Origin of the sequence: Vibrio sp. Y20_XG_PY13 (assembly GCF_024181925.1) — a bacterium.
GTDB classification, from domain to species: domain Bacteria; phylum Pseudomonadota; class Gammaproteobacteria; order Enterobacterales; family Vibrionaceae; genus Vibrio; species Vibrio parahaemolyticus.
This window is the reverse complement of record NZ_JAMZAL010000014.1, coordinates 22,742-40,122: the sequence shown is the minus strand read 5'-3', so window position 1 is coordinate 40,122 and position 17,381 is coordinate 22,742. Positions and strand designations below refer to the sequence as shown.

Genomic DNA, 17,381 nt, shown 5'->3' with positions numbered 1-17,381 from the left:
ATAACGATGTTTACATCATGTGTTTACGACGAATGTCGAGCAGGGCAAAAATACCAAAAATCAAAATGGAGTACTTTTCCCAACTGCTCATCTGAATCTTATCGCCAAATGCACCAATGAAGATCGCCATTTGCAAACCGTGCATGATGAACAAGAAGGCTGTCATGATGTACAGCGCAATCGCAGCATTACCTGGAAATGGCATCACAATGTTCAGAATCAAAACCAGCCAAACAAAGGCAATCGCCGCTTTAGCTAGGATAAGTAGTGCTTTCATTTAAGTGTCCTTTTAAATCGAGGCGTTAGGCTGAGGTACGTTCATACAAACGGTAACTGACTTGGCCTGCGGTTTTTTCTCTGTGCAGGTGCCAATTTTCCGGAAGCCCAGCAATGCTCAGCTCTTTTTCCGTTTCAATATAAATCATTGCGTCTTCTGCAAGCCAACCGTTTTGCTCTAGCAAGGTCACGGTTTCATCCAATAGTCCCTTACGGAAAGGTGGATCGATGAAAACCACGTGATGTGGTGTGCCTGGTTGTTTCAGAAAGCTCAAGGCATCGGTGTTCACCACTTGGATATTAGTGGCTTTCAACGACGCGACGTTTTTTTGTAACTGCTGAAAAGCTTGCGGGTTGAGCTCAATCATGGTCACGAGTTCTGCTTGGCGTGAAGCCGATTCAAAACCTAAACCACCAGAGCCAGCAAATAAATCGAGGCATTTTGCTTGCGGCACATCTTGTGCTAACCAGTTAAACAGGGTTTCTTTCACGCGGTCAGTGGTTGGACGCAAACCTTCAGCGTCATGAACAGGGAGTTTTCTGCCTCTCCATAAACCACTAATAATGCGAACAAAGCCCGTTGTTGGCTTTTTTTGTGATGTGTTTTGCTGGCGACGTCTTACCATAGATTTTTTGACCGCTAATAAAGTGATACTATACCCAATCGCCCAAGCTTTGAGCTTGGATACAGCCCAGAAAATTCAAGATGACAGAGTGTAACACTAATAAGATTAGAATCACCTAATTGGAAAGTTTTCACAACTTTGTCATTAGCCTTTTTTAGACAGATAATAATCTTGTCAAAAAAGAGTCATTAATAGATAAAAAGACAATCTAGGATAGCCCCAGATGACGGAAAAAAAGAAGCGCGGATTACTTTCGTGGCTAGGTTTTGGTGACGAAGAACAAAGCCCAAAACCAAAAACTGAAGAAACAGTAACAGAAGAAGCAGTGGAAGCGCCTTCTGAAGAGCAGCAAACCGAAGAGGTTGCTGAGCAAGCGCAACAGACTCAAGAGCTTGAACAAGAGCCAGAAAAAGCTGAGGCTGCCCCAGCAGAAGCAGAAGCAGAAGCAGAAGCAGAAGCAGAAGAGCTACAAGTACCGGTTGCGCCTCGTATTCAAGAGCAAGAAAAGCCGACAGAAAGCTTCTTCGCTCGCCTTAAGCGCAGCCTTAGCCGTACAAAAGCAAACATCGGTGCTGGTTTCTTTGGCCTGTTCAGCGGTAAAAAAATCGATGACGACCTATTTGAAGAGCTAGAAGAGCAACTGCTCATTGCCGATGTGGGCATGGACACCACCACAAAAATCATCAACAACCTGACAGAAAAAGCCTCTCGTGGTGATCTGAAAGATGGCGAAGCCCTTTATGGCCTGCTGAAAGAAGAAATGGCGGAGATTCTATCTAAAGTAGAACAGCCTCTAGAGATCGACAGCAGCAAAACACCTTACGTCATCTTGATGGTTGGTGTGAATGGTGTGGGTAAAACCACCACCATCGGTAAACTTGCGAAGCAGTTCCAAAGCCAAGGCAAGAAAGTGATGTTAGCGGCTGGCGATACTTTCCGAGCGGCAGCGGTTGAGCAGCTGCAAGTGTGGGGCGAGCGTAACAATGTTCATGTGATCGCGCAGCATACTGGCGCAGACAGCGCATCGGTTATCTACGATGCGATTGAAGCGGCAAAAGCGCGTGGCGTCGATGTGGTTATCGCCGATACGGCGGGTCGTCTACAAAACAAAGCCAACCTAATGGAAGAGCTACGCAAGATTGTACGTGTGATGAAGAAAATTGATGATTCTGCACCACATGAAATCATGCTGACGCTGGATGCAGGTACTGGCCAAAATGCGATTAGCCAAGCGAAACTTTTCAGTGATGTAGCTCCTCTAACCGGGATTACATTGACTAAGCTGGATGGTACAGCGAAGGGCGGCGTTATTTTCGCTATCGCTGATCAGTTTAGTATTCCAATTCGCTACATTGGTGTAGGCGAAGGCATTGAAGACTTGCGTCCTTTTGAAACTCAAGAGTTTATCGACGCTTTGTTTAGCCGTGAAGAGTAATTGAAGTTAGAGGAAATCAACGGTGATCAAATTTCAACAAGTGAGTAAAGCTTACCGAGGTGGTCGACAAGCACTACAAAAAGTCGATTTTCACCTGAGGCGCGGAGAAATGGCGTTTTTAGGCGGGCACTCCGGCGCCGGTAAAAGTACCTTGTTGAAATTGATATGTGCGATAGAGCGTCCGACCGATGGCAAAATCCATTTCAATGGTCACGACATCACGCGCATTCCAAGCAAAGACATTCCATTTTTGCGCCGCAATATTGGGATTGTCTTTCAAGACCACCGTCTATTAATGGACCGCAGTGTGTACGATAACGTCGCACTGCCGATGCGTATTGAATCGATTTCCGAAACTGAAATTAAGCGTCGCGTTTCTGCGGCGTTAGACAAAACGGGCTTACTCGATAAAGCCCGTTGTTTGCCGAGCCAGCTCTCTGGTGGTGAACAACAACGCGTTGGTATTGCCCGTGCAGTGGTAAACCGACCAACGTTATTAGTGGCAGATGAGCCAACGGGTAACCTTGACCCAGAATTATCCAACCGTGTGTTGCGTTTATTCGAAGAATTTAACCGTGCGGGCGTGACCATCCTACTTGCCACGCACGATGTTGGGTTAGTAAACACTCGCCCACAATATCGTCATTTTGAATTGAACCAAGGCTTCCTAAGTGAGGTAGAAGACTATGGCAGGTAACAAGCACTCCCAAAAGAAAGGGAAAGGCCGCAGTGCCAAGCGTGCAAATACCGACGGTTTTTTCTCTGTCCATGCAAAACAAGCAAAATCCTCTTTTAGCGCCTTATGGCAACGACCACTAGGCAACATTCTGACTCTAGCGGTGATCTCCATGGCACTTGCCATGCCAGCTTGTTTGTATCTATTGGGCAAAAACGTGGCAGGCGCTGCCGAAGATGTGGCATCTCCCTCGCAAGTTAGTGCTTACTTAGTGGAAGGCATGCCGGATGCGCGTGTGATGGTTCTCAAAGATCAAATTGAAACTTGGCCTCTTGTAAAAGAAGTGGAATATATTTCTCCACAGCAAGGTTTGGCCGATTTAAGCCAGTACGCGGGTTTTGACCAAGCACTGAGCTTGCTAAGCGGTTATGCATTACCAGGCGTGTTGGTGATTACGCCAGAATCTGATATCAAAACAGACATTCAAGCCCTAGCAAAAGAAGTAGGTCAACAACAAGACGTGACCGATGTTAGGCTAGATGAAGACTGGCTTGCGCGCTTAAATGCCATCAAAACACTAGCAGGCATTATTGTCGTGACTCTGACAATCCTGATGTTGGGTGCGGTATTTTTAATCGTTGGTAACACATTACGTTTTAATGTATTGGCGAATAAAGAAGAGATTCAAACCATGAAGCTTATCGGTGCGACCGACAGCTTCATTTTGCGTCCGTACCTATACACAGGTATGTGGTTTGGTGTATTAGGTGCTGTCATTGCGTGGTTTGTCACGGCGTTAGTGACCATTGTGATGAACAGCGCCGTAGAAGATCTTGCCGCGTTGTACGACAGCCAATTCCGTTTGATTGGCCTAAGTTGGGATGAATCTTTGCTGCTGATTATCACCGGTAGCCTTTTAGGTTGTATTGCCGCGCGCATTTCAGCGCAGCGCCACTTAAAAGAAATTGAACCAGTTTAAGTGATGAAGGTCTTATACTTGGAATTTATTAGCACAAGCTAATTTTTACCTCTTGTTTAGACCAATTGTTTATGGATAATTGCTCGCCCTTCTTGAAACTTGTTCATTTTGAGTTCAAGATATCGAAGCTAAATTGCAATGTAATGCTCCAGATCAGAGATTGATGAGGAATTGAATGACAAAAGAAGCGTATCCGATGGCTCTAGTCACGCAAGATAGCCTTGATAGCTATATTCGCTCTGTAAACAGCTACCCAATGCTGACAGCAGACGAAGAGCGTGAACTGGCAGAACGATTACACTACAAAGGTGAGATTGAGGCTGCGAAAGGCCTGATCCTGTCACACCTAAGATTCGTTGTTCACGTTGCTCGAGGTTACTCAGGCTACGGTTTGCCAATGGCAGATCTAGTGCAAGAGGGCAATATCGGTCTAATGAAAGCCGTTAAACGTTTTAACCCAGAAGTGGGCGTACGTTTGGTGTCTTTTGCTGTTCACTGGATCAAAGCAGAGATCCATGAGTACGTACTACGTAACTGGCGTATCGTTAAAATCGCTACAACCAAAGCGCAGCGTAAATTGTTCTTCAATCTACGCAAATCGAAAAAACGCTTAGGTTGGTTTAACAATGGCGAAGTCGAAACCGTAGCTCGTGAGTTGGGCGTAGAACCTTCCGAAGTTCGCGAGATGGAATCACGTCTTGCGGCGGTCGATTCAACGTTCGATATGCCAACTGACGATGATGACAGTGCGACTAGCTCATACACTGCCCCGATGCTGTACCTAGAAGACAAATCGTCGGACGTGGCTGACAACATCGAAGCTGCAAACTGGGAAATGCACACTAATAATCGTCTTGGTCACGCACTAGCAAGCCTAGATGAGCGTAGCCAACGCATTGTGCGCTCTCGTTGGTTAGACGATGAGAAAGCAACATTGCAAGACTTGGCTGATGAGTTTGGCGTTTCTGCAGAGCGTATTCGTCAGTTAGAAAAGAATGCGATGAAGAAGCTGAAATTGGCCGTTGGTGAGTTCTAACTTCAGTCTCTAATATAAAGTAAGATTTTCATAGAAAGCCGAGATCATGTGATCTCGGCTTTTTTATTTTCGATCGAAAATAGATAGCGTTTGCGATCTCAATTTTCTGTGCTACCTGTGCATAACTCTGTGAAGTAATTATTTATCAACTGTTCGAAACCCAGACAAAATAAGGGTGATAGCGGTTTTGTCGCTTGGGGATAGTTATAAATATACACACAGCTAGATCAGGATCATCACTACATCTTGTGGATCAAAAGATCCAAATATACTTTATCAACGCAATTCACAGCTTTATCCACAAATGGTTGGAATGTGTACAATTTTAAAAGCCCTGATTATCCTTGTGTCTAAGTTTGCCACTGGATAGGTTACAATGGCGGCAGTATACCCAAATGACTTTTTCCGACTTAATACACCGAGCAGCTGAGTGTTTAGTTCGGGTGCCAAGGTTATTTGGGTATATTCATAACGACAAAATGAGAAAGTAAATGGACCAGTTTCAGCATATCGATGTACAAGGTGCACAGGCTTTGCTTGAGCAGGGCGAGGCAAAGCTTGTAGATATTCGTGATCCTCAATCGTTTGCCGTGGCACATGCTGAGTCGGCTTATCATCTAACCAACGATACGATTGTGGCGTTTATGGAAGATGTAGAGTTTGAACAGCCGATCCTTGTGATGTGTTATCACGGAATTAGCAGCCAAGGCGCAGCGCAATATTTAGTTAACCAAGGCTTCGAACAGGTGTACAGTGTAGACGGTGGCTTTGAAGCCTGGCAGCGAGCACAACTACCGATAGTGAGAAGTTAATGAAGAGATTGGTAACGTTAAATAATCCACGCATGGCGCAAGCCTTTATCGATTATATGGCCTCTCGTCAGATAGATATTGAGATGATGCCCGAAGGTGAAGGACAATTTGCACTTTGGCTTACGGACAGCCAGCATGAAGTTGAGGCAGAGGCCGAACTGAAGCAATTTTTGGCGAATCCATCCGCGAGCAAATACAGCGCCGCTTCCTGGGACGTTGCCGATACTCGTAAGAGCCAATTTCATTACGCTAGCCCAAGCATCATGGGAATGATCAAAGCCAAAGCCGGTCCAGTGACCTTATTGATCATGACCGTATGCGCCGTGATTTATGGTTTGCAGATGTTAGGCTTTGGAAGTGGGGTATTTGCTCTGTTGCACTTTCCCGCATTTGAAGGCCAGCAATGGCAATTGTGGCGTTGGGTGAGTCATGCATTGCTGCATTTCTCGGTAACACACATCATCTTTAACTTGTTGTGGTGGTGGCAACTTGGTGGCGATATTGAACGTCGACTTGGTTCTGGCAAGTTACTGCAAATCTTTGTGGTGTCTGCGGCACTCTCTGGTGCTGGCCAGTTCTATGTTGAAGGTGCGAACTTCGGCGGGTTATCTGGTGTTGTGTACGCGCTACTCGGCTATTTGTGGGTTTTGGGTTACCGTTTACCTCATTTAGGTTTAACGCTGCCGAAATCCATCATTGGTTTTATGTTGGTGTGGTTGGTACTTGGTTTTGTGCAACCGTTTATGGCCATTGCCAATACGGCTCACTTAGCTGGCTTGTTGGCCGGGATGGCGATTGCGCTGTTCGACTCGGGCAAGCAGAAATACCAACAACAAGCGTGATAGCAAAAACAAAAAAAGACCGCTCGAAAGCGGTCTTTTTTTATCTAAAGCAGCGTTACTTACTGATAGAGGTATTTGGTAAACAGCAAATCAGCAATGACGGTTTTCCCGGTCTCTGGCAGTAAGGTTTCGTTTAGCTCTTTCACCAACGTTTTGCGTAGGTCTTCTCGGCCAGAAAGCGACTTGATCGTATCTTCGGTTTGTTTGCCTAGGAGTTCGATGACTGCATCGCGAATCAAGGGTTGATGGTGCTCAACAATCGCTAGGTCTTGTTGGCTCATCACCATGATGTCGATACGCACTTGTACATAGCCTAATTTTTTACCTTTGGTGTAAAAGTTAGTGGTTAAATCTGGCTCTAGGGTGAAGTACGCTAATTTTGGTCCAGTCTCTTCCGTTTCAGCCCAACTTGGTGCGGAGATCAGGATTGTTAACGCAAAAATAATTTGGGCTACATAACGTTTGTACATATTTCTAACTTTTCTTTCTCTGGATCGCGATATTCGAATCGCTTCAGTCTTGATACAATAGACCGTCTATAACAAATAACGGAACTTACGGTTTCAATAAGACGGTAAGTTGTTGCTTTATTGTACGCATAAAGCCTCCAATTGAATACTAGTATGAATCAGCCAACATCACTCTATCTTGCTTCTTTATTGGAAGTAGAGTGGCAAAAGCCCGAAGAATTTGAATTTCCAAACGAATTTGCCAAGCATTGGCTGGAAGAACAAGGGTCTTTGTCACGTCGTTTAAAGCAGCACTGTCAGGAATTGACGGTAGAACTGCTGCAAAATCATATCGTCACAGCGAAGACACTGAAATCGGATGAAAGTCAGTTACTGTCTGAGCAAGATTGCCTCCTAAGAGAGGTCGTCCTGTGTGGAGACGACTGCCCTTGGGTTGTTGGTCGTACTTTGATCCCACGTACTACGTTGGTCGATCAGCAATACGACTTAGCGCAGCAAGGCGATATCCCACTAGGGCTCACCGTCTTTAGCGCCGATAATGTCGAGCGCGACTCGCTCCAAATGGGTTGGGTTCACTTGCCTCAAGGCCGTTTTCTCGCACGACGCTCAAGGTTGTGGATGAATCACAAACCTATGTTAGTCGCTGAGTTATTCTTATCGAATTCACCTATTTACGCCAAGGAGAGAGGGTAAATGTCCGCAGAAAAAGCCAAAGCATATTGGCAGCTGATGCGAATGGATCGCCCAATTGGTTCACTATTATTGTTGTGGCCAACGGTTTGGGCTCTGGTCATTGCAGCCCAAGGCATACCGAGTTGGGATGTGCTCATTGTATTTGTGTTGGGTGTATTTTTAATGCGTAGCGCAGGCTGCGTCATTAACGATTTTGCAGACCGCAAAGTCGATGGTCATGTGAAGCGTACTAAACAGCGTCCATTGCCTTCGGGTAAGGTCACGGCGAAAGAGGCGATTGGCTTATTTTTGGTTTTGGCCGTGAGCTCATTCTTACTTGTGTTGACCATGAACCCCTTAACGATTCAGCTCTCTTTTGCGGGCCTTGTCTTAGCCTTTATCTACCCTTTTATGAAGCGTTACACGCATATCCCGCAGCTGTTTTTGGGATTAGCGTTTAGCTGGGCGATTCCTATGGCGTGGGCGGCACAAACCGGTGAGCTACCAGTGATGGTTTGGTTTGTGTTTGTGATTAATGCATTGTGGACGATTGCCTACGACACTCAGTATGCAATGGTGGATCGCGATGACGATTTAAAAATCGGTATCAAATCGACAGCGATTCTGTTCGGTCGCCACGACAAGTTAATTATTGGAGTGTTACAGTTAGTGACGTTGGCGATGTTGGTGGGGCTAGGGCAGTTTTATCAATTAGGCCAAAGTTACTACTGGACGGTGCTGATTGCCGCATCATTGTTTGTTTATCAGCAGCATTTGATCCGTCACCGCGAGCGCGATTTGTGTTTCAGAGCTTTCCTTAACAACAACTACGTTGGTATGGTGATAGCGATAGGTTTATTAGTCGCGTTCTGGTAATCAATCCGAAGATCAAAAAAGGCATCCAATTGGATGCCTTTTGTTTTTTGTGTGTTTGCTATGCCTGAAGTTGGTGGATACTTTCTTCGATGGTCAACTTCACTTCTGGGTACAGCAGCGTAAACAGTAGCTTGGCAAATTTCTGCGTTTTCTTCTTATCGCAGTTGCCGTCGCTATCGAGGTACTCTTGCTGTTTGAGCGTATTGAACATGGCGGTAAACACACCTTTGTCGAAGAACTCCGGCGCGTTGATACCGTGCAGGCGACCTAAACGTTGCGCGATGTCTTGGCTCTTCTGTTCCAGATCCGATTTACCCAACTCAGGGTATGCAACCAATAGGTTCATGGCGATTGAGTAACGCTGCAGCGTCTCAGTAATCGTGCGACCAAGTAGAACCAGCGGTTGGTTGTTTGATTGGTTGATTTCCAATTTGTTGCCATCAAGACAGATCATTTTCTGCTCGGCAAACTCATTCAACGTTTTCACCACAAGGTCGTTTAAATCTTCTTCTTGGTAGCTTAGGAACAGCTCTTTCTTCAAGAATGGGTAGATTTGCGCAACGTTCTCTTGGATTTTCTCCACGGTGAGATTGCGCTGACGAATAATCATCTGAGCAATCAACGATGGCAGCGCAAACAAGTGAATGATGTTGTTGCGATAGTAAGTCATCAGAATCGATTGACTACGATCCAGAGAAATGATGTCGCCCATACTGTCTGTTTCAATCACAAACTTATCTAACGAGATAGCATGATCAACCAACTCTTCAGCACTTTCTGTTGGGATGGTTGAAGTGCTTGAGTATGGGTTGTTCTTGAGTAGCTTCAAGTAGCACTCAATCTGATTGATCAGAGAATCACGAGACAGTGCACGTTGACGAGAAGCCAACAATGCTGTTGCACAAAGCGTTAAGGCGTTTGCCGCTGCCGCATCGTTAATATGCGTCATCATCTTGTTCGCTAGCTCATTGACCACAGGATTCATCCATTGTGGTTTGCTACCGCCCATGCTATCGATGTCTTTTGTCCACTCTGGCGCGTGCTCGTTAAGGTATTGGTTGAGCTGAATTGGCTCACCGAAGTTCACATAGCCCAAACCAAAGTTACGCAGTTTACGTAGAGTACGCAGAACAAGACCTGCGTTCTCTTTCTCTTTACGTTTACCGCGCAGTTCTTTGGCGTAAGTGCCCACTTCCATTACGTGCTCGTAACCGATGTAAACCGGTACCAGCGTTACCGGACGGTTTAGACCACGCAGCATCGCTTGAATCGTCATGGCCAACATACCAGTTTTCGCTTGCAGTAAACGACCGGTACGTGAGCGACCACCTTCGCTGAAGTACTCTACCGAGTAGCCTTTTGCAAACAGCTCGGCTAGATACTCGCGGAAAATCGTGGAGTACAGTTTGTTGCCTTTAAAGCTACGACGAATAAAGAACGCACCACCACGACGGAAAATCGGACCCGCAGGGAAGAAATTCAGGTTGATACCCGCAGCAATGTGCGGTGGCACCATACCTTCATGGTACAGAACGTAAGACAGCAGTAGGTAGTCCATGTGACTACGGTGACACGGCACGTAAACGATCTCATGGCCATCTTGCGCTAAGCGACGCACTGTCGAAGCGTTGTTGATGTGCAGGCCTTGATATAGTTTGGTCCACAGCCAGCTCAGGATGCGATCGCCGTTTTTCACCAGACCGTATGAGAAGTCGGCTGCGATTTCATCCATGATGTCATGGGCTTCTTTGCGCGCTTTCTCAATCGAAATGTCTTTGCTTTTTGCCTCGTCTTCAATCGCTTGTTCAATTGCAGGTGACTTTAACAGGCGAGCAAATAGCACTTGGCGTTGCGGTAGGTTTGGACCTGATGCCGCCAATTTTTGACGAGAAAAGTGGATACGTGCCACGCGCGCTAATTTATGCGCAATAGCACTGTCTGTACCGTGAGAATCCGCCATATAACGCAGTGAAACTACCGGGCTAAAGCGCACCAAACAGTCACGACCTGCTGCCATTACCGCTTTCGCTTTTTGTGGCCCATTCATTGGTTGCAGGTACGGGCGATGGTTCTCTTCTTTACCTGGTTTGCGTCCCCAAAGTACGGTCGCTGGGATCATCTGCACATCAAGCTCGCTATCAAGCTTGTGCAGTTCCAGCAGCTCAGTAAATAGAGAAACAGAATCTGTCGGGATGTCGTTGTCATTACCCATCACGGTTGGACGTGAGGCAATAAAGACGAAACGATTAAGCGTTTTGCCATTGATTTCCAGCGGACTGAGCGGGTCTGGTAGCCCAAGGCTCATGGCTTGTTTTTGCAGTGTCAGCAAATCCACGTTCGAACGGAACGGCAAGGCATACACAATCGGCTTAGTTAGGTCGATGTTGAGATCGTCAATCGGATTCGATGGGATTGTGGTGCCCTTTACCATTACCGATAAAGGTAGTTTTAGTAATGAACGTGAAAATGATTGTCCAGAAGACATAAAGTTCACAGCCTCAATAGGTATTCAAACAGGCCCAACCTTAGTTCTGTGTCCGCGTGGTTCAACTTCTTGGCAAAGAAATGAGTACGGCAATAGAAATAAGCCTAGGCAATAAATTTTAAGCGCAGCAAGGATACCAGAAACTGGTCAAACCTTTTAATTTTATTGAGTGGAAATTAGTCGAACTCCTAAGTTGTTGCTTTACTTTGATTAACTTCAGACACGGTGTTTTAAACGCGCTTTGCGCCACAGTTTGTGGGCCAGTTCAGAAAGCGCAGCAAATAAATTAAAAAACAACCAATTGGGTTTCCATTTGACCATTTACTGGATATACTCACAGTTAACTGTATAAAAAGACAGGTGAGACATGAAGCCGTTAACGCCACGCCAACAACAAGTCTTCGATTTGATTAAAAGCAAAATCGATGACACCGGAATGCCACCAACTCGTGCAGAGATTGCGCGTGAGCTTGGCTTCCGCTCTGCGAATGCCGCAGAGGAACACCTAAAAGCGCTTGCTCGTAAGCAAGCCATTGAAATTATTCCGGGCGCATCGCGTGGGATCCGAATCCTGCTTGAAGATGCGGCCAATGACGAACAGGGCTTGCCTCTGATTGGTCAAGTCGCTGCGGGTGAGCCGATTCTGGCTCAAGAGCACGTAGAAGCGCACTACCAAGTTGACCCTGCGATGTTCAAGCCGCAAGCGGATTTCTTACTTCGCGTAAATGGCGAAAGTATGAAAGACATCGGTATTATGGACGGTGATTTGCTTGCTGTGCACAAAACACAAGATGTTCGCGATGGTCAGGTTGTCGTTGCTCGTGTTGATGACGATGTGACCGTCAAGCGCTTGGAACGTAAAGGTTCAACCGTTTTATTGCATGCCGAGAATGAAGAGTTCGCACCAATTCAAGTGGACTTAACGTCTCAGCATCTGACTATTGAAGGCTTAGCCGTTGGTATTATTCGCAATACCGATTGGATGTAAGTTTATCGTAACAGCCCAGCTTCGCTGGGCTGTTACCTATTTGTCTTAGCACTTTTTTTTCTCATCCGCTTTGAGTTCCTGCTCGCAGTTTATTTCTCATATTCTTGTCGGCTCTCTCTGTGCTTGATAATGTAATTGATATTCATTATCATCTTCTCCAGTGTCCACTCTTTCTCACTGGCGCAGGAAATGCCCATGTCTAAGTCAAAACATCAAGTTCCTAATCATCTATTGAAGCCTTTGCTATTACGCAGCCGTGAAAGCATGGTCGACAATGGTTTGGTGTATGACCCCATTGCGGCGAAAGCTTGTCTAAGCTGCAAGATGGCACCTGATTGTTTAAGTGGTGATGTCGCGCAAAAGCAGCTGCTACACGTGACGTTGACTCAACTGTGCGACCAACAGGTAACGCAGTTTTTGCAGCAAAATCCGGACGCTTGGATCATCAATGTTGGTGCTGGACTCGATACCCGTTTTTACCGTTTGGATAACGGCCGCTGTCACTGGATTGAATTGGATGTTACGGAGAATCTAGTTTGGCGTCAGCGTCTATTCCATAAAAACGAACGCTACGAACATCGCAGTGGGAGTGTGGAAGACATGTCGTGGCTCGAATCTCTGACCATTCCAGATAAATCACCCGTATTGATTCTGTGCGAAATGGCATTGTTGGATTGCTCTGAGCGACATGTTGCGCGGTTTATTCAAAACTTAGGTCGCCATTTTGTCTCGGCTGAGCTCTGTATGGTACTCGCTGGAGACTTAACAGAAAGCAAGTGGGGGCAAAAGCTTGGTTCGGATTACTATGCCCATGGATTTGAGGCACCGGCGGAACAAGTTCTGAGATGGCTGCCGTGGGCACAATGGGTGAAAGCGTTCTCGCCATTCGACCGATTCTGTTCACGATGGAAAGCTTGGCAACGCTGGCTCAATAAAATTCCAATGCTAAAGCACCGTCTCACGCCAGTGCTTGTTCACATCAAGTGGTAATTGGCTAGTCATTAAGCACTCAGGTACACTCGTCGATCTAAACAACGAGGTGCCTGTGACAAACTCTATTTTCTCTCCTTTATCGAATCCTCAAGTGCATCGTCAGGTGTTAGCGCTCGCGATCCCGATGGTGTTGTCGAACATTACTGTTCCATTGCTCGGTTTGGTCGATGCTGCGGTGATTGGTCATCTAGACCACGCTTGGTATTTGGGCGGCGTTGCGCTGGGCAGCACTATGATCAGCGTAACGTTCTGGTTGCTTGGTTTTTTGCGTATGTCGACTACTGGGTTGGCGGCGCAGTCCTATGGCGGTGAAGACCGAAAGCAACTTGCCTTGGTGTTTATGCAAGGCTCACTTATGGCTTTGCTGTTTGCTTTTGTGTTCCTCATAGTCCATAGCCCACTTGCTGATCTGATTTTTGGCTGGAGTGATGCCAGTGCCGAAGTGAAGCACTACGGCATGCAATATTTCTCTATCCGTGTGTGGAGTGCCCCCGCAGCTCTAATGAACTTTGTGTTGTTGGGCTGGCTGCTCGGCACGCAAAACTCCAAAGCGCCTATGTGGATGGTGATCATCACCAATGTCACCAACATCGCTCTCGATTTGTTATTTGTGATGGGCTTAGGTTGGAAAGTTGAAGGTGCTGCGCTTGCATCCGTGATTGCTGATTACTCAGGCATGGCGTTTGGTTTGGTCTGCGTGTGGAAGACATGGCAAGCACGTCAGTTGCCGTCACCCAAGCAATTACTTGCTGACACTCAGCATGGGCTAGGGCTATTTGTGAAACTCAATCGCGATATCTTTCTTCGTTCATTATGTTTGCAAGCTGCGTTTAGCTTTATGACGTTTCAGGGCGCGAGCTTTGGTGATGATGTTGTCGCGGCAAACGCTGTGTTGATGAGCTTCTTGATGATGATTTCCTACGGCATGGATGGTTTTGCCTACGCGATGGAAGCGATGGTGGGGAAAGCGATTGGCGCGAAAGACCGAGCTCAGCTTAGTGATTCTCTGATCGGGACATTCTTTTGGAGTCTGATCATCTGCTTAGGGCTTACTGTGGTATTTGGCTTAGCGGGATCGAATTTGATCGCCATGATCACTTCTATTGCGATTGTGCAGCAGCAAGCAGCGATCTATCTACCTTGGCTGGTGGTGATGCCGTTGACATCTATGTGGTGTTTCTTATTCGATGGTATTTTTGTTGGTGCCACCAAAGGTAAAGATATGCGGAACAGTATGTTCGTGGCGACTTGCTGTTTCTTCGTAATCTTCTTTTTGTTCTCTGGCTGGCAAAACCATGCACTGTGGTTTGCGATGACCAGCTTTATGGCAATGCGAGGGATTGGTCTTGGAGTAATATTCTTCTATCAATGGCGTAAAGGAACGTTCCTCGCGTAAATAAAAACAGCAGGTCGAAAACCTGCTGTTTTTGCATTTGGATCATGGTAACCCAAATACTCATTTAACCTCATTATCTCAGCATTGTATGGCTACTAGAATAATCGGTTCAACCCATTCAATGCCGCTACACGATAGGCTTCGGCCATGGTCGGGTAGTTGAAGGTAGTATTCACGAAATATTCAATCGTATTGGCTTGGCCTTTCTGTTCCATGATGGCTTGACCAATGTGGATGATTTCCGCTGCACGTTCACCAAAGCAGTGAATGCCGAGAATTTCCTTGGTTTCACGATGGAACAAAATTTTTAAACTGCCGACATCTTTGCCTGCAATTTGCGCACGGGCCAGATGTTTGAATGAAGAGCGGCCAACTTCATAAGGCACTTTCGCTGCCGTCAGTTCTTGTTCTGTTTTACCAACAGAGCTGATTTCTGGAATGGTGTAGATGCCTGTTGGGATGTCTTCAATCAGATAGTTTTCAGCCTGACCTTTGGTGATCGCTTGTGCGACAAAGCGTCCTTGGTCGTAGGCTGCGCTTGCAAGGCTAGGGTAACCAATCACATCACCCACTGCGTAAATGTGCTCAACCGCCGTTTGGTAGTTGCGGTTCACTTTAAGCTGGCCGCGAGAATCCGATTCTAGACCGACGACATCCAAACTGAGTTTGTCGGTGTTACCGGTTCTGCCGTTCGCATACAGCAAACAATCGGCGCGCATTTTCTTGCCTGACTGCAGGTGAATTATGACGCCATCTTCTGTGCCTTCGATTTTCTCGTAGGTTTCGTCGTTACGAATGACAACGCCGCTGTTCCAGAAGTGGTAAGACAGTGCATCAGACACTTCGTTATCCAAGAACTCCAACAAACGATCCCGGGTATTGATTAGGTCGGTTTTCACACCAAGTCCGCGGAAGATAGAGGCGTACTCACAACCGATAACGCCTGCACCATAAATGATGATATGACGAGGGTCGTGTTTCAGGCTCAGGATAGAGTCACTGTCGTAGATTCGTTCATGCAAGAAGTCGACATCGCTTGGTCGGTAAGGACGAGAGCCCGTCGCGATGACAAATTTATCGGCCGAGTAGGTTTCTTCCGTACCGTCATTTTGCATTACCGCGATAGAGTGCGTATCGATAAAACGTGCAGTACCGAACAGCAGCGTGCAGTCATTGCGGTCGTAAAACCCCTGACGAAGGCGAGTTTGTTTATCGATGACCGTTTTTGCATGGCCTAAAATGTCAGAAAATGTTGCATGAAGGCTGGTGTTGTTTCTGCAAAATAGCGGGTTGCTATTGAATTCGATGATACGACTTACTGCATGGCGCAGCGCTTTCGATGGAATGGTTCCCCAGTGCGTACAGCCGCCGCCCACACTGCTTTCTTTCTCGACGATGGCAACATTCAGTCCCGCTTTGGTTAACCCCATTGCAGCCCCTTCTCCGCCAGGGCCACTACCAATTACGATCACGTCATAGTGATTAACATGCGCCATGATGCCTTCCTTGTTATATTTGCTTAACATTGCTTTAGCGCGATTTTAACTCATTTGCTCTATACGTACACGTAATGGCTGCGAGAGAGTGGAAGTGATCACGCAGAATCGAACAAAAGGATGAATTGGTATGTTGTATGTCTATAAATTGACTCGAGAACATTGCAATTAGATGCATGCCAATAGTAACGTTCTCGCCGCTTACCTTAGGTGAGGCAACATATCTTTCTCCGTAGGGGTGAATTGCGTTATATTGAAGCTCTTGTACCCTACAGAAAAGAGCAAGTTAAGAATGAAATCGATGGGAATCCGCGCGCAACAAAAAGAGAAGACACGTCGATCACTGATCGATGCGGCATTTAGTCAATTAAGTGCGGATCGCAGCTTTTCCAGTCTCAGCTTGCGAGAAGTTGCCCGAGAGGCAGGAATTGCACCCACTTCTTTTTATCGTCACTTCAAAGACATGGATGAGCTAGGCTTAACAATGGTTGATGAAGGCGGTTTACTATTACGTCAACTGATGCGTCAGGCACGTCAACGTATTGTCAAAGAAGGCAGTGTGATTCGAACTTCGGTTGAAACCTTTATGGAATTCATTGAAAGTAGCCCTAACGTATTCCGCTTATTATTGCGTGAGCGCTCTGGCACTTCTTCTGAATTTCGTACTGCCGTCGCTCGAGAAATCCAACATTTTGCGGCAGAATTAACCGAGTATTTAATGAGCACCGGTATGACCAGAGAAGAGGCGTATACTCAAGCAGAGGCGTCGGTGACTTTGGTCTTTAGTTCGGGTGCTGAAGCTTTAGATTTAGATCGACGTGAGCGCGATGAACTCGCCGAGCGATTGATCATGCAATTGCGAATGATAGCCAAAGGGGCTTATTGGTATCGCAAAGAACGTGAACGTAACCGATTAAAAGGCGGGATAGAATAATGTCGAATGGAAATAAATCTGAAAAGAAAACGCTGATTTTGGCACTGGTTGCAGGTATGTGTGGTGATGCTTTATTGTCATGGTTGACCATGAGTGAAGTGTCTTTCTCAATCTTCCCACTGATTGCACTCGTACTGGCTGTACAAGCTCTTTACCAAGAGTACTTAAACAATCCGGTGTCGGAAGATATTCCGCTAGTGGGCTTAGCGTGTTTCTTTGTTGGTGCCTTTGGTCATTCTGCGTTTATCAAAGCGCAATACCCAGAAGCAGGCTCAAACTTCTTCGCAATTATGGTGTCGATGATCCTATTGGCATGGATTGGTAAAAAGCTGGGTTTCATGGAAAAGAAAACTTCTGCTGAATAATTGAAAAAATTCCGACAAAAAAGC

18 protein-coding genes are annotated in these 17,381 nt (G+C 46.3%); 13 read left to right on the top strand and 5 right to left on the bottom strand.

Annotated elements, in window-relative coordinates:
* Positions 1-10: 10 nt before the first annotated feature.
* Both NL646_RS21260 and rsmD read right to left on the bottom strand, forming a co-directional pair.
* A complete protein-coding gene (locus NL646_RS21260) occupies positions 11-277 on the bottom strand; it encodes a DUF1145 domain-containing protein (RefSeq protein ID WP_005496405.1) in 267 nt (88 codons plus the stop codon).
* A 25-nt stretch (positions 278-302) separates the two neighbouring features.
* On the bottom strand, positions 303-902 hold the full coding sequence (gene rsmD, locus NL646_RS21255) for a 16S rRNA (guanine(966)-N(2))-methyltransferase RsmD (RefSeq protein ID WP_005455148.1): 600 nt from the start codon (positions 900-902) through the stop codon (positions 303-305).
* A 223-nt stretch (positions 903-1,125) separates the two neighbouring features.
* On the opposite strand from rsmD, the gene ftsY reads away from it, so the two are divergent.
* The 6 genes from ftsY to glpG all read left to right on the top strand — a co-directional run bounded on the left by ftsY (position 1,126) and on the right by glpG (position 6,682).
* The gene (gene ftsY / locus NL646_RS21250) at positions 1,126-2,337 is read left to right on the top strand and encodes a signal recognition particle-docking protein FtsY (RefSeq protein WP_253664660.1); all 1,212 of its coding nucleotides are present in this window, start codon (positions 1,126-1,128) and stop codon (positions 2,335-2,337) included.
* 22 nt (positions 2,338-2,359) lie between these two features.
* Positions 2,360-3,034 (top strand): cell division ATP-binding protein FtsE, encoded by a 675-nt coding sequence (ftsE, locus tag NL646_RS21245; protein WP_005481953.1) that lies wholly within the window; start codon positions 2,360-2,362, stop codon positions 3,032-3,034.
* Positions 3,024-3,992 carry a permease-like cell division protein FtsX gene (gene ftsX, locus NL646_RS21240; protein WP_024699859.1) on the top strand — a complete coding sequence of 323 codons (969 nt, stop codon included), beginning with the start codon at positions 3,024-3,026 and terminating at the stop codon, positions 3,990-3,992. The genes ftsE and ftsX overlap by 11 nt, the downstream gene beginning before the upstream one ends.
* Before the next feature lie 175 nt (positions 3,993-4,167).
* Positions 4,168-5,028: an RNA polymerase sigma factor RpoH gene (gene rpoH, locus NL646_RS21235; RefSeq protein ID WP_005490420.1), complete on the top strand. Its 861-nt coding sequence runs from the start codon at positions 4,168-4,170 to the stop codon at positions 5,026-5,028.
* Positions 5,029-5,519: 491 nt separating this feature from the next.
* Positions 5,520-5,840 (top strand): thiosulfate sulfurtransferase GlpE, encoded by a 321-nt coding sequence (gene glpE, locus NL646_RS21230; RefSeq protein WP_005460380.1) that lies wholly within the window; start codon positions 5,520-5,522, stop codon positions 5,838-5,840.
* Positions 5,840-6,682 carry a rhomboid family intramembrane serine protease GlpG gene (glpG, locus tag NL646_RS21225; protein WP_025528532.1) on the top strand — a complete coding sequence of 281 codons (843 nt, stop codon included), beginning with the start codon at positions 5,840-5,842 and terminating at the stop codon, positions 6,680-6,682. The genes glpE and glpG overlap by 1 nt, the downstream gene beginning before the upstream one ends.
* Positions 6,683-6,741: 59 nt before the next feature.
* Here the strand turns inward: glpG and NL646_RS21220 are convergent, their stop codons facing one another.
* A complete protein-coding gene (locus NL646_RS21220; RefSeq protein WP_005460376.1) occupies positions 6,742-7,152 on the bottom strand; it encodes a flagellar basal body-associated protein FliL in 411 nt (136 codons plus the stop codon).
* A 153-nt stretch (positions 7,153-7,305) separates the two neighbouring features.
* Here NL646_RS21220 and NL646_RS21215 point away from each other — a divergent pair, with 153 nt between their 5' ends.
* Complete coding sequence (locus NL646_RS21215) at positions 7,306-7,845, top strand: chorismate lyase (RefSeq protein ID WP_021448417.1); 540 nt, start codon at positions 7,306-7,308, stop codon at positions 7,843-7,845.
* Positions 7,846-8,700 carry a 4-hydroxybenzoate octaprenyltransferase gene (ubiA, locus tag NL646_RS21210; protein ID WP_005460372.1) on the top strand — a complete coding sequence of 285 codons (855 nt, stop codon included), beginning with the start codon at positions 7,846-7,848 and terminating at the stop codon, positions 8,698-8,700.
* 58 nt (positions 8,701-8,758) lie between these two features.
* On the opposite strand, the gene plsB is transcribed toward ubiA, so the two are convergent.
* Positions 8,759-11,185 (bottom strand): glycerol-3-phosphate 1-O-acyltransferase PlsB, encoded by a 2,427-nt coding sequence (plsB, locus tag NL646_RS21205; RefSeq protein ID WP_023583990.1) that lies wholly within the window; start codon positions 11,183-11,185, stop codon positions 8,759-8,761.
* 367 nt (positions 11,186-11,552) lie between these two features.
* On the opposite strand from plsB, the gene lexA reads away from it, so the two are divergent.
* The 3 genes from lexA to dinF all read left to right on the top strand — a co-directional run bounded on the left by lexA (position 11,553) and on the right by dinF (position 14,562).
* Complete coding sequence (gene lexA, locus NL646_RS21200; RefSeq protein ID WP_005480871.1) at positions 11,553-12,173, top strand: transcriptional repressor LexA; 621 nt, start codon at positions 11,553-11,555, stop codon at positions 12,171-12,173.
* 195 nt (positions 12,174-12,368) lie between these two features.
* A complete protein-coding gene (locus NL646_RS21195) occupies positions 12,369-13,163 on the top strand; it encodes a class I SAM-dependent methyltransferase (RefSeq protein WP_005496421.1) in 795 nt (264 codons plus the stop codon).
* Positions 13,164-13,218: 55 nt separating this feature from the next.
* Positions 13,219-14,562: an MATE family efflux transporter DinF gene (gene dinF / locus NL646_RS21190; protein WP_031821545.1), complete on the top strand. Its 1,344-nt coding sequence runs from the start codon at positions 13,219-13,221 to the stop codon at positions 14,560-14,562.
* Positions 14,563-14,657: 95 nt separating this feature from the next.
* Here the strand turns inward: dinF and sthA are convergent, their stop codons facing one another.
* On the bottom strand, positions 14,658-16,088 hold the full coding sequence (sthA, locus tag NL646_RS21185) for a Si-specific NAD(P)(+) transhydrogenase (RefSeq protein ID WP_072829052.1): 1,431 nt from the start codon (positions 16,086-16,088) through the stop codon (positions 14,658-14,660).
* 262 nt (positions 16,089-16,350) lie between these two features.
* Here sthA and fabR point away from each other — a divergent pair, with 262 nt between their 5' ends.
* Together fabR and NL646_RS21175 are read left to right on the top strand one after the other, a co-directional pair.
* A complete protein-coding gene (gene fabR / locus NL646_RS21180; protein ID WP_005480868.1) occupies positions 16,351-16,992 on the top strand; it encodes an HTH-type transcriptional repressor FabR in 642 nt (213 codons plus the stop codon).
* The gene (locus NL646_RS21175) at positions 16,992-17,357 is read left to right on the top strand and encodes a YijD family membrane protein (RefSeq protein ID WP_005460363.1); all 366 of its coding nucleotides are present in this window, start codon (positions 16,992-16,994) and stop codon (positions 17,355-17,357) included. Before fabR ends, NL646_RS21175 begins: the two co-directional genes overlap by 1 nt.
* Positions 17,358-17,381 lie beyond the last annotated feature (24 nt).

Coding starts and splice junctions, on each gene's coding strand:
- lexA (WP_005480871.1), top strand. CDS start 11,553: ATGAAGCCGTTAACGCCACGCCAACAACAAGTCTTCGATTTGATTAAA.
- NL646_RS21175 (WP_005460363.1), top strand. CDS start 16,992: ATGTCGAATGGAAATAAATCTGAAAAGAAAACGCTGATTTTGGCACTG.
- rsmD (WP_005455148.1), bottom strand. CDS start 902: ATGGTAAGACGTCGCCAGCAAAACACATCACAAAAAAAGCCAACAACG.
- sthA (WP_072829052.1), bottom strand. CDS start 16,088: ATGTTAAGCAAATATAACAAGGAAGGCATCATGGCGCATGTTAATCAC.
- ftsY (WP_253664660.1), top strand. CDS start 1,126: ATGACGGAAAAAAAGAAGCGCGGATTACTTTCGTGGCTAGGTTTTGGT.
- NL646_RS21220 (WP_005460376.1), bottom strand. CDS start 7,152: ATGTACAAACGTTATGTAGCCCAAATTATTTTTGCGTTAACAATCCTG.
- ftsX (WP_024699859.1), top strand. CDS start 3,024: ATGGCAGGTAACAAGCACTCCCAAAAGAAAGGGAAAGGCCGCAGTGCC.
- glpE (WP_005460380.1), top strand. CDS start 5,520: ATGGACCAGTTTCAGCATATCGATGTACAAGGTGCACAGGCTTTGCTT.
- glpG (WP_025528532.1), top strand. CDS start 5,840: ATGAAGAGATTGGTAACGTTAAATAATCCACGCATGGCGCAAGCCTTT.
- NL646_RS21215 (WP_021448417.1), top strand. CDS start 7,306: ATGAATCAGCCAACATCACTCTATCTTGCTTCTTTATTGGAAGTAGAG.
- plsB (WP_023583990.1), bottom strand. CDS start 11,185: ATGTCTTCTGGACAATCATTTTCACGTTCATTACTAAAACTACCTTTA.
- NL646_RS21195 (WP_005496421.1), top strand. CDS start 12,369: ATGTCTAAGTCAAAACATCAAGTTCCTAATCATCTATTGAAGCCTTTG.
- fabR (WP_005480868.1), top strand. CDS start 16,351: ATGAAATCGATGGGAATCCGCGCGCAACAAAAAGAGAAGACACGTCGA.
- NL646_RS21260 (WP_005496405.1), bottom strand. CDS start 277: ATGAAAGCACTACTTATCCTAGCTAAAGCGGCGATTGCCTTTGTTTGG.
- ubiA (WP_005460372.1), top strand. CDS start 7,846: ATGTCCGCAGAAAAAGCCAAAGCATATTGGCAGCTGATGCGAATGGAT.
- rpoH (WP_005490420.1), top strand. CDS start 4,168: ATGACAAAAGAAGCGTATCCGATGGCTCTAGTCACGCAAGATAGCCTT.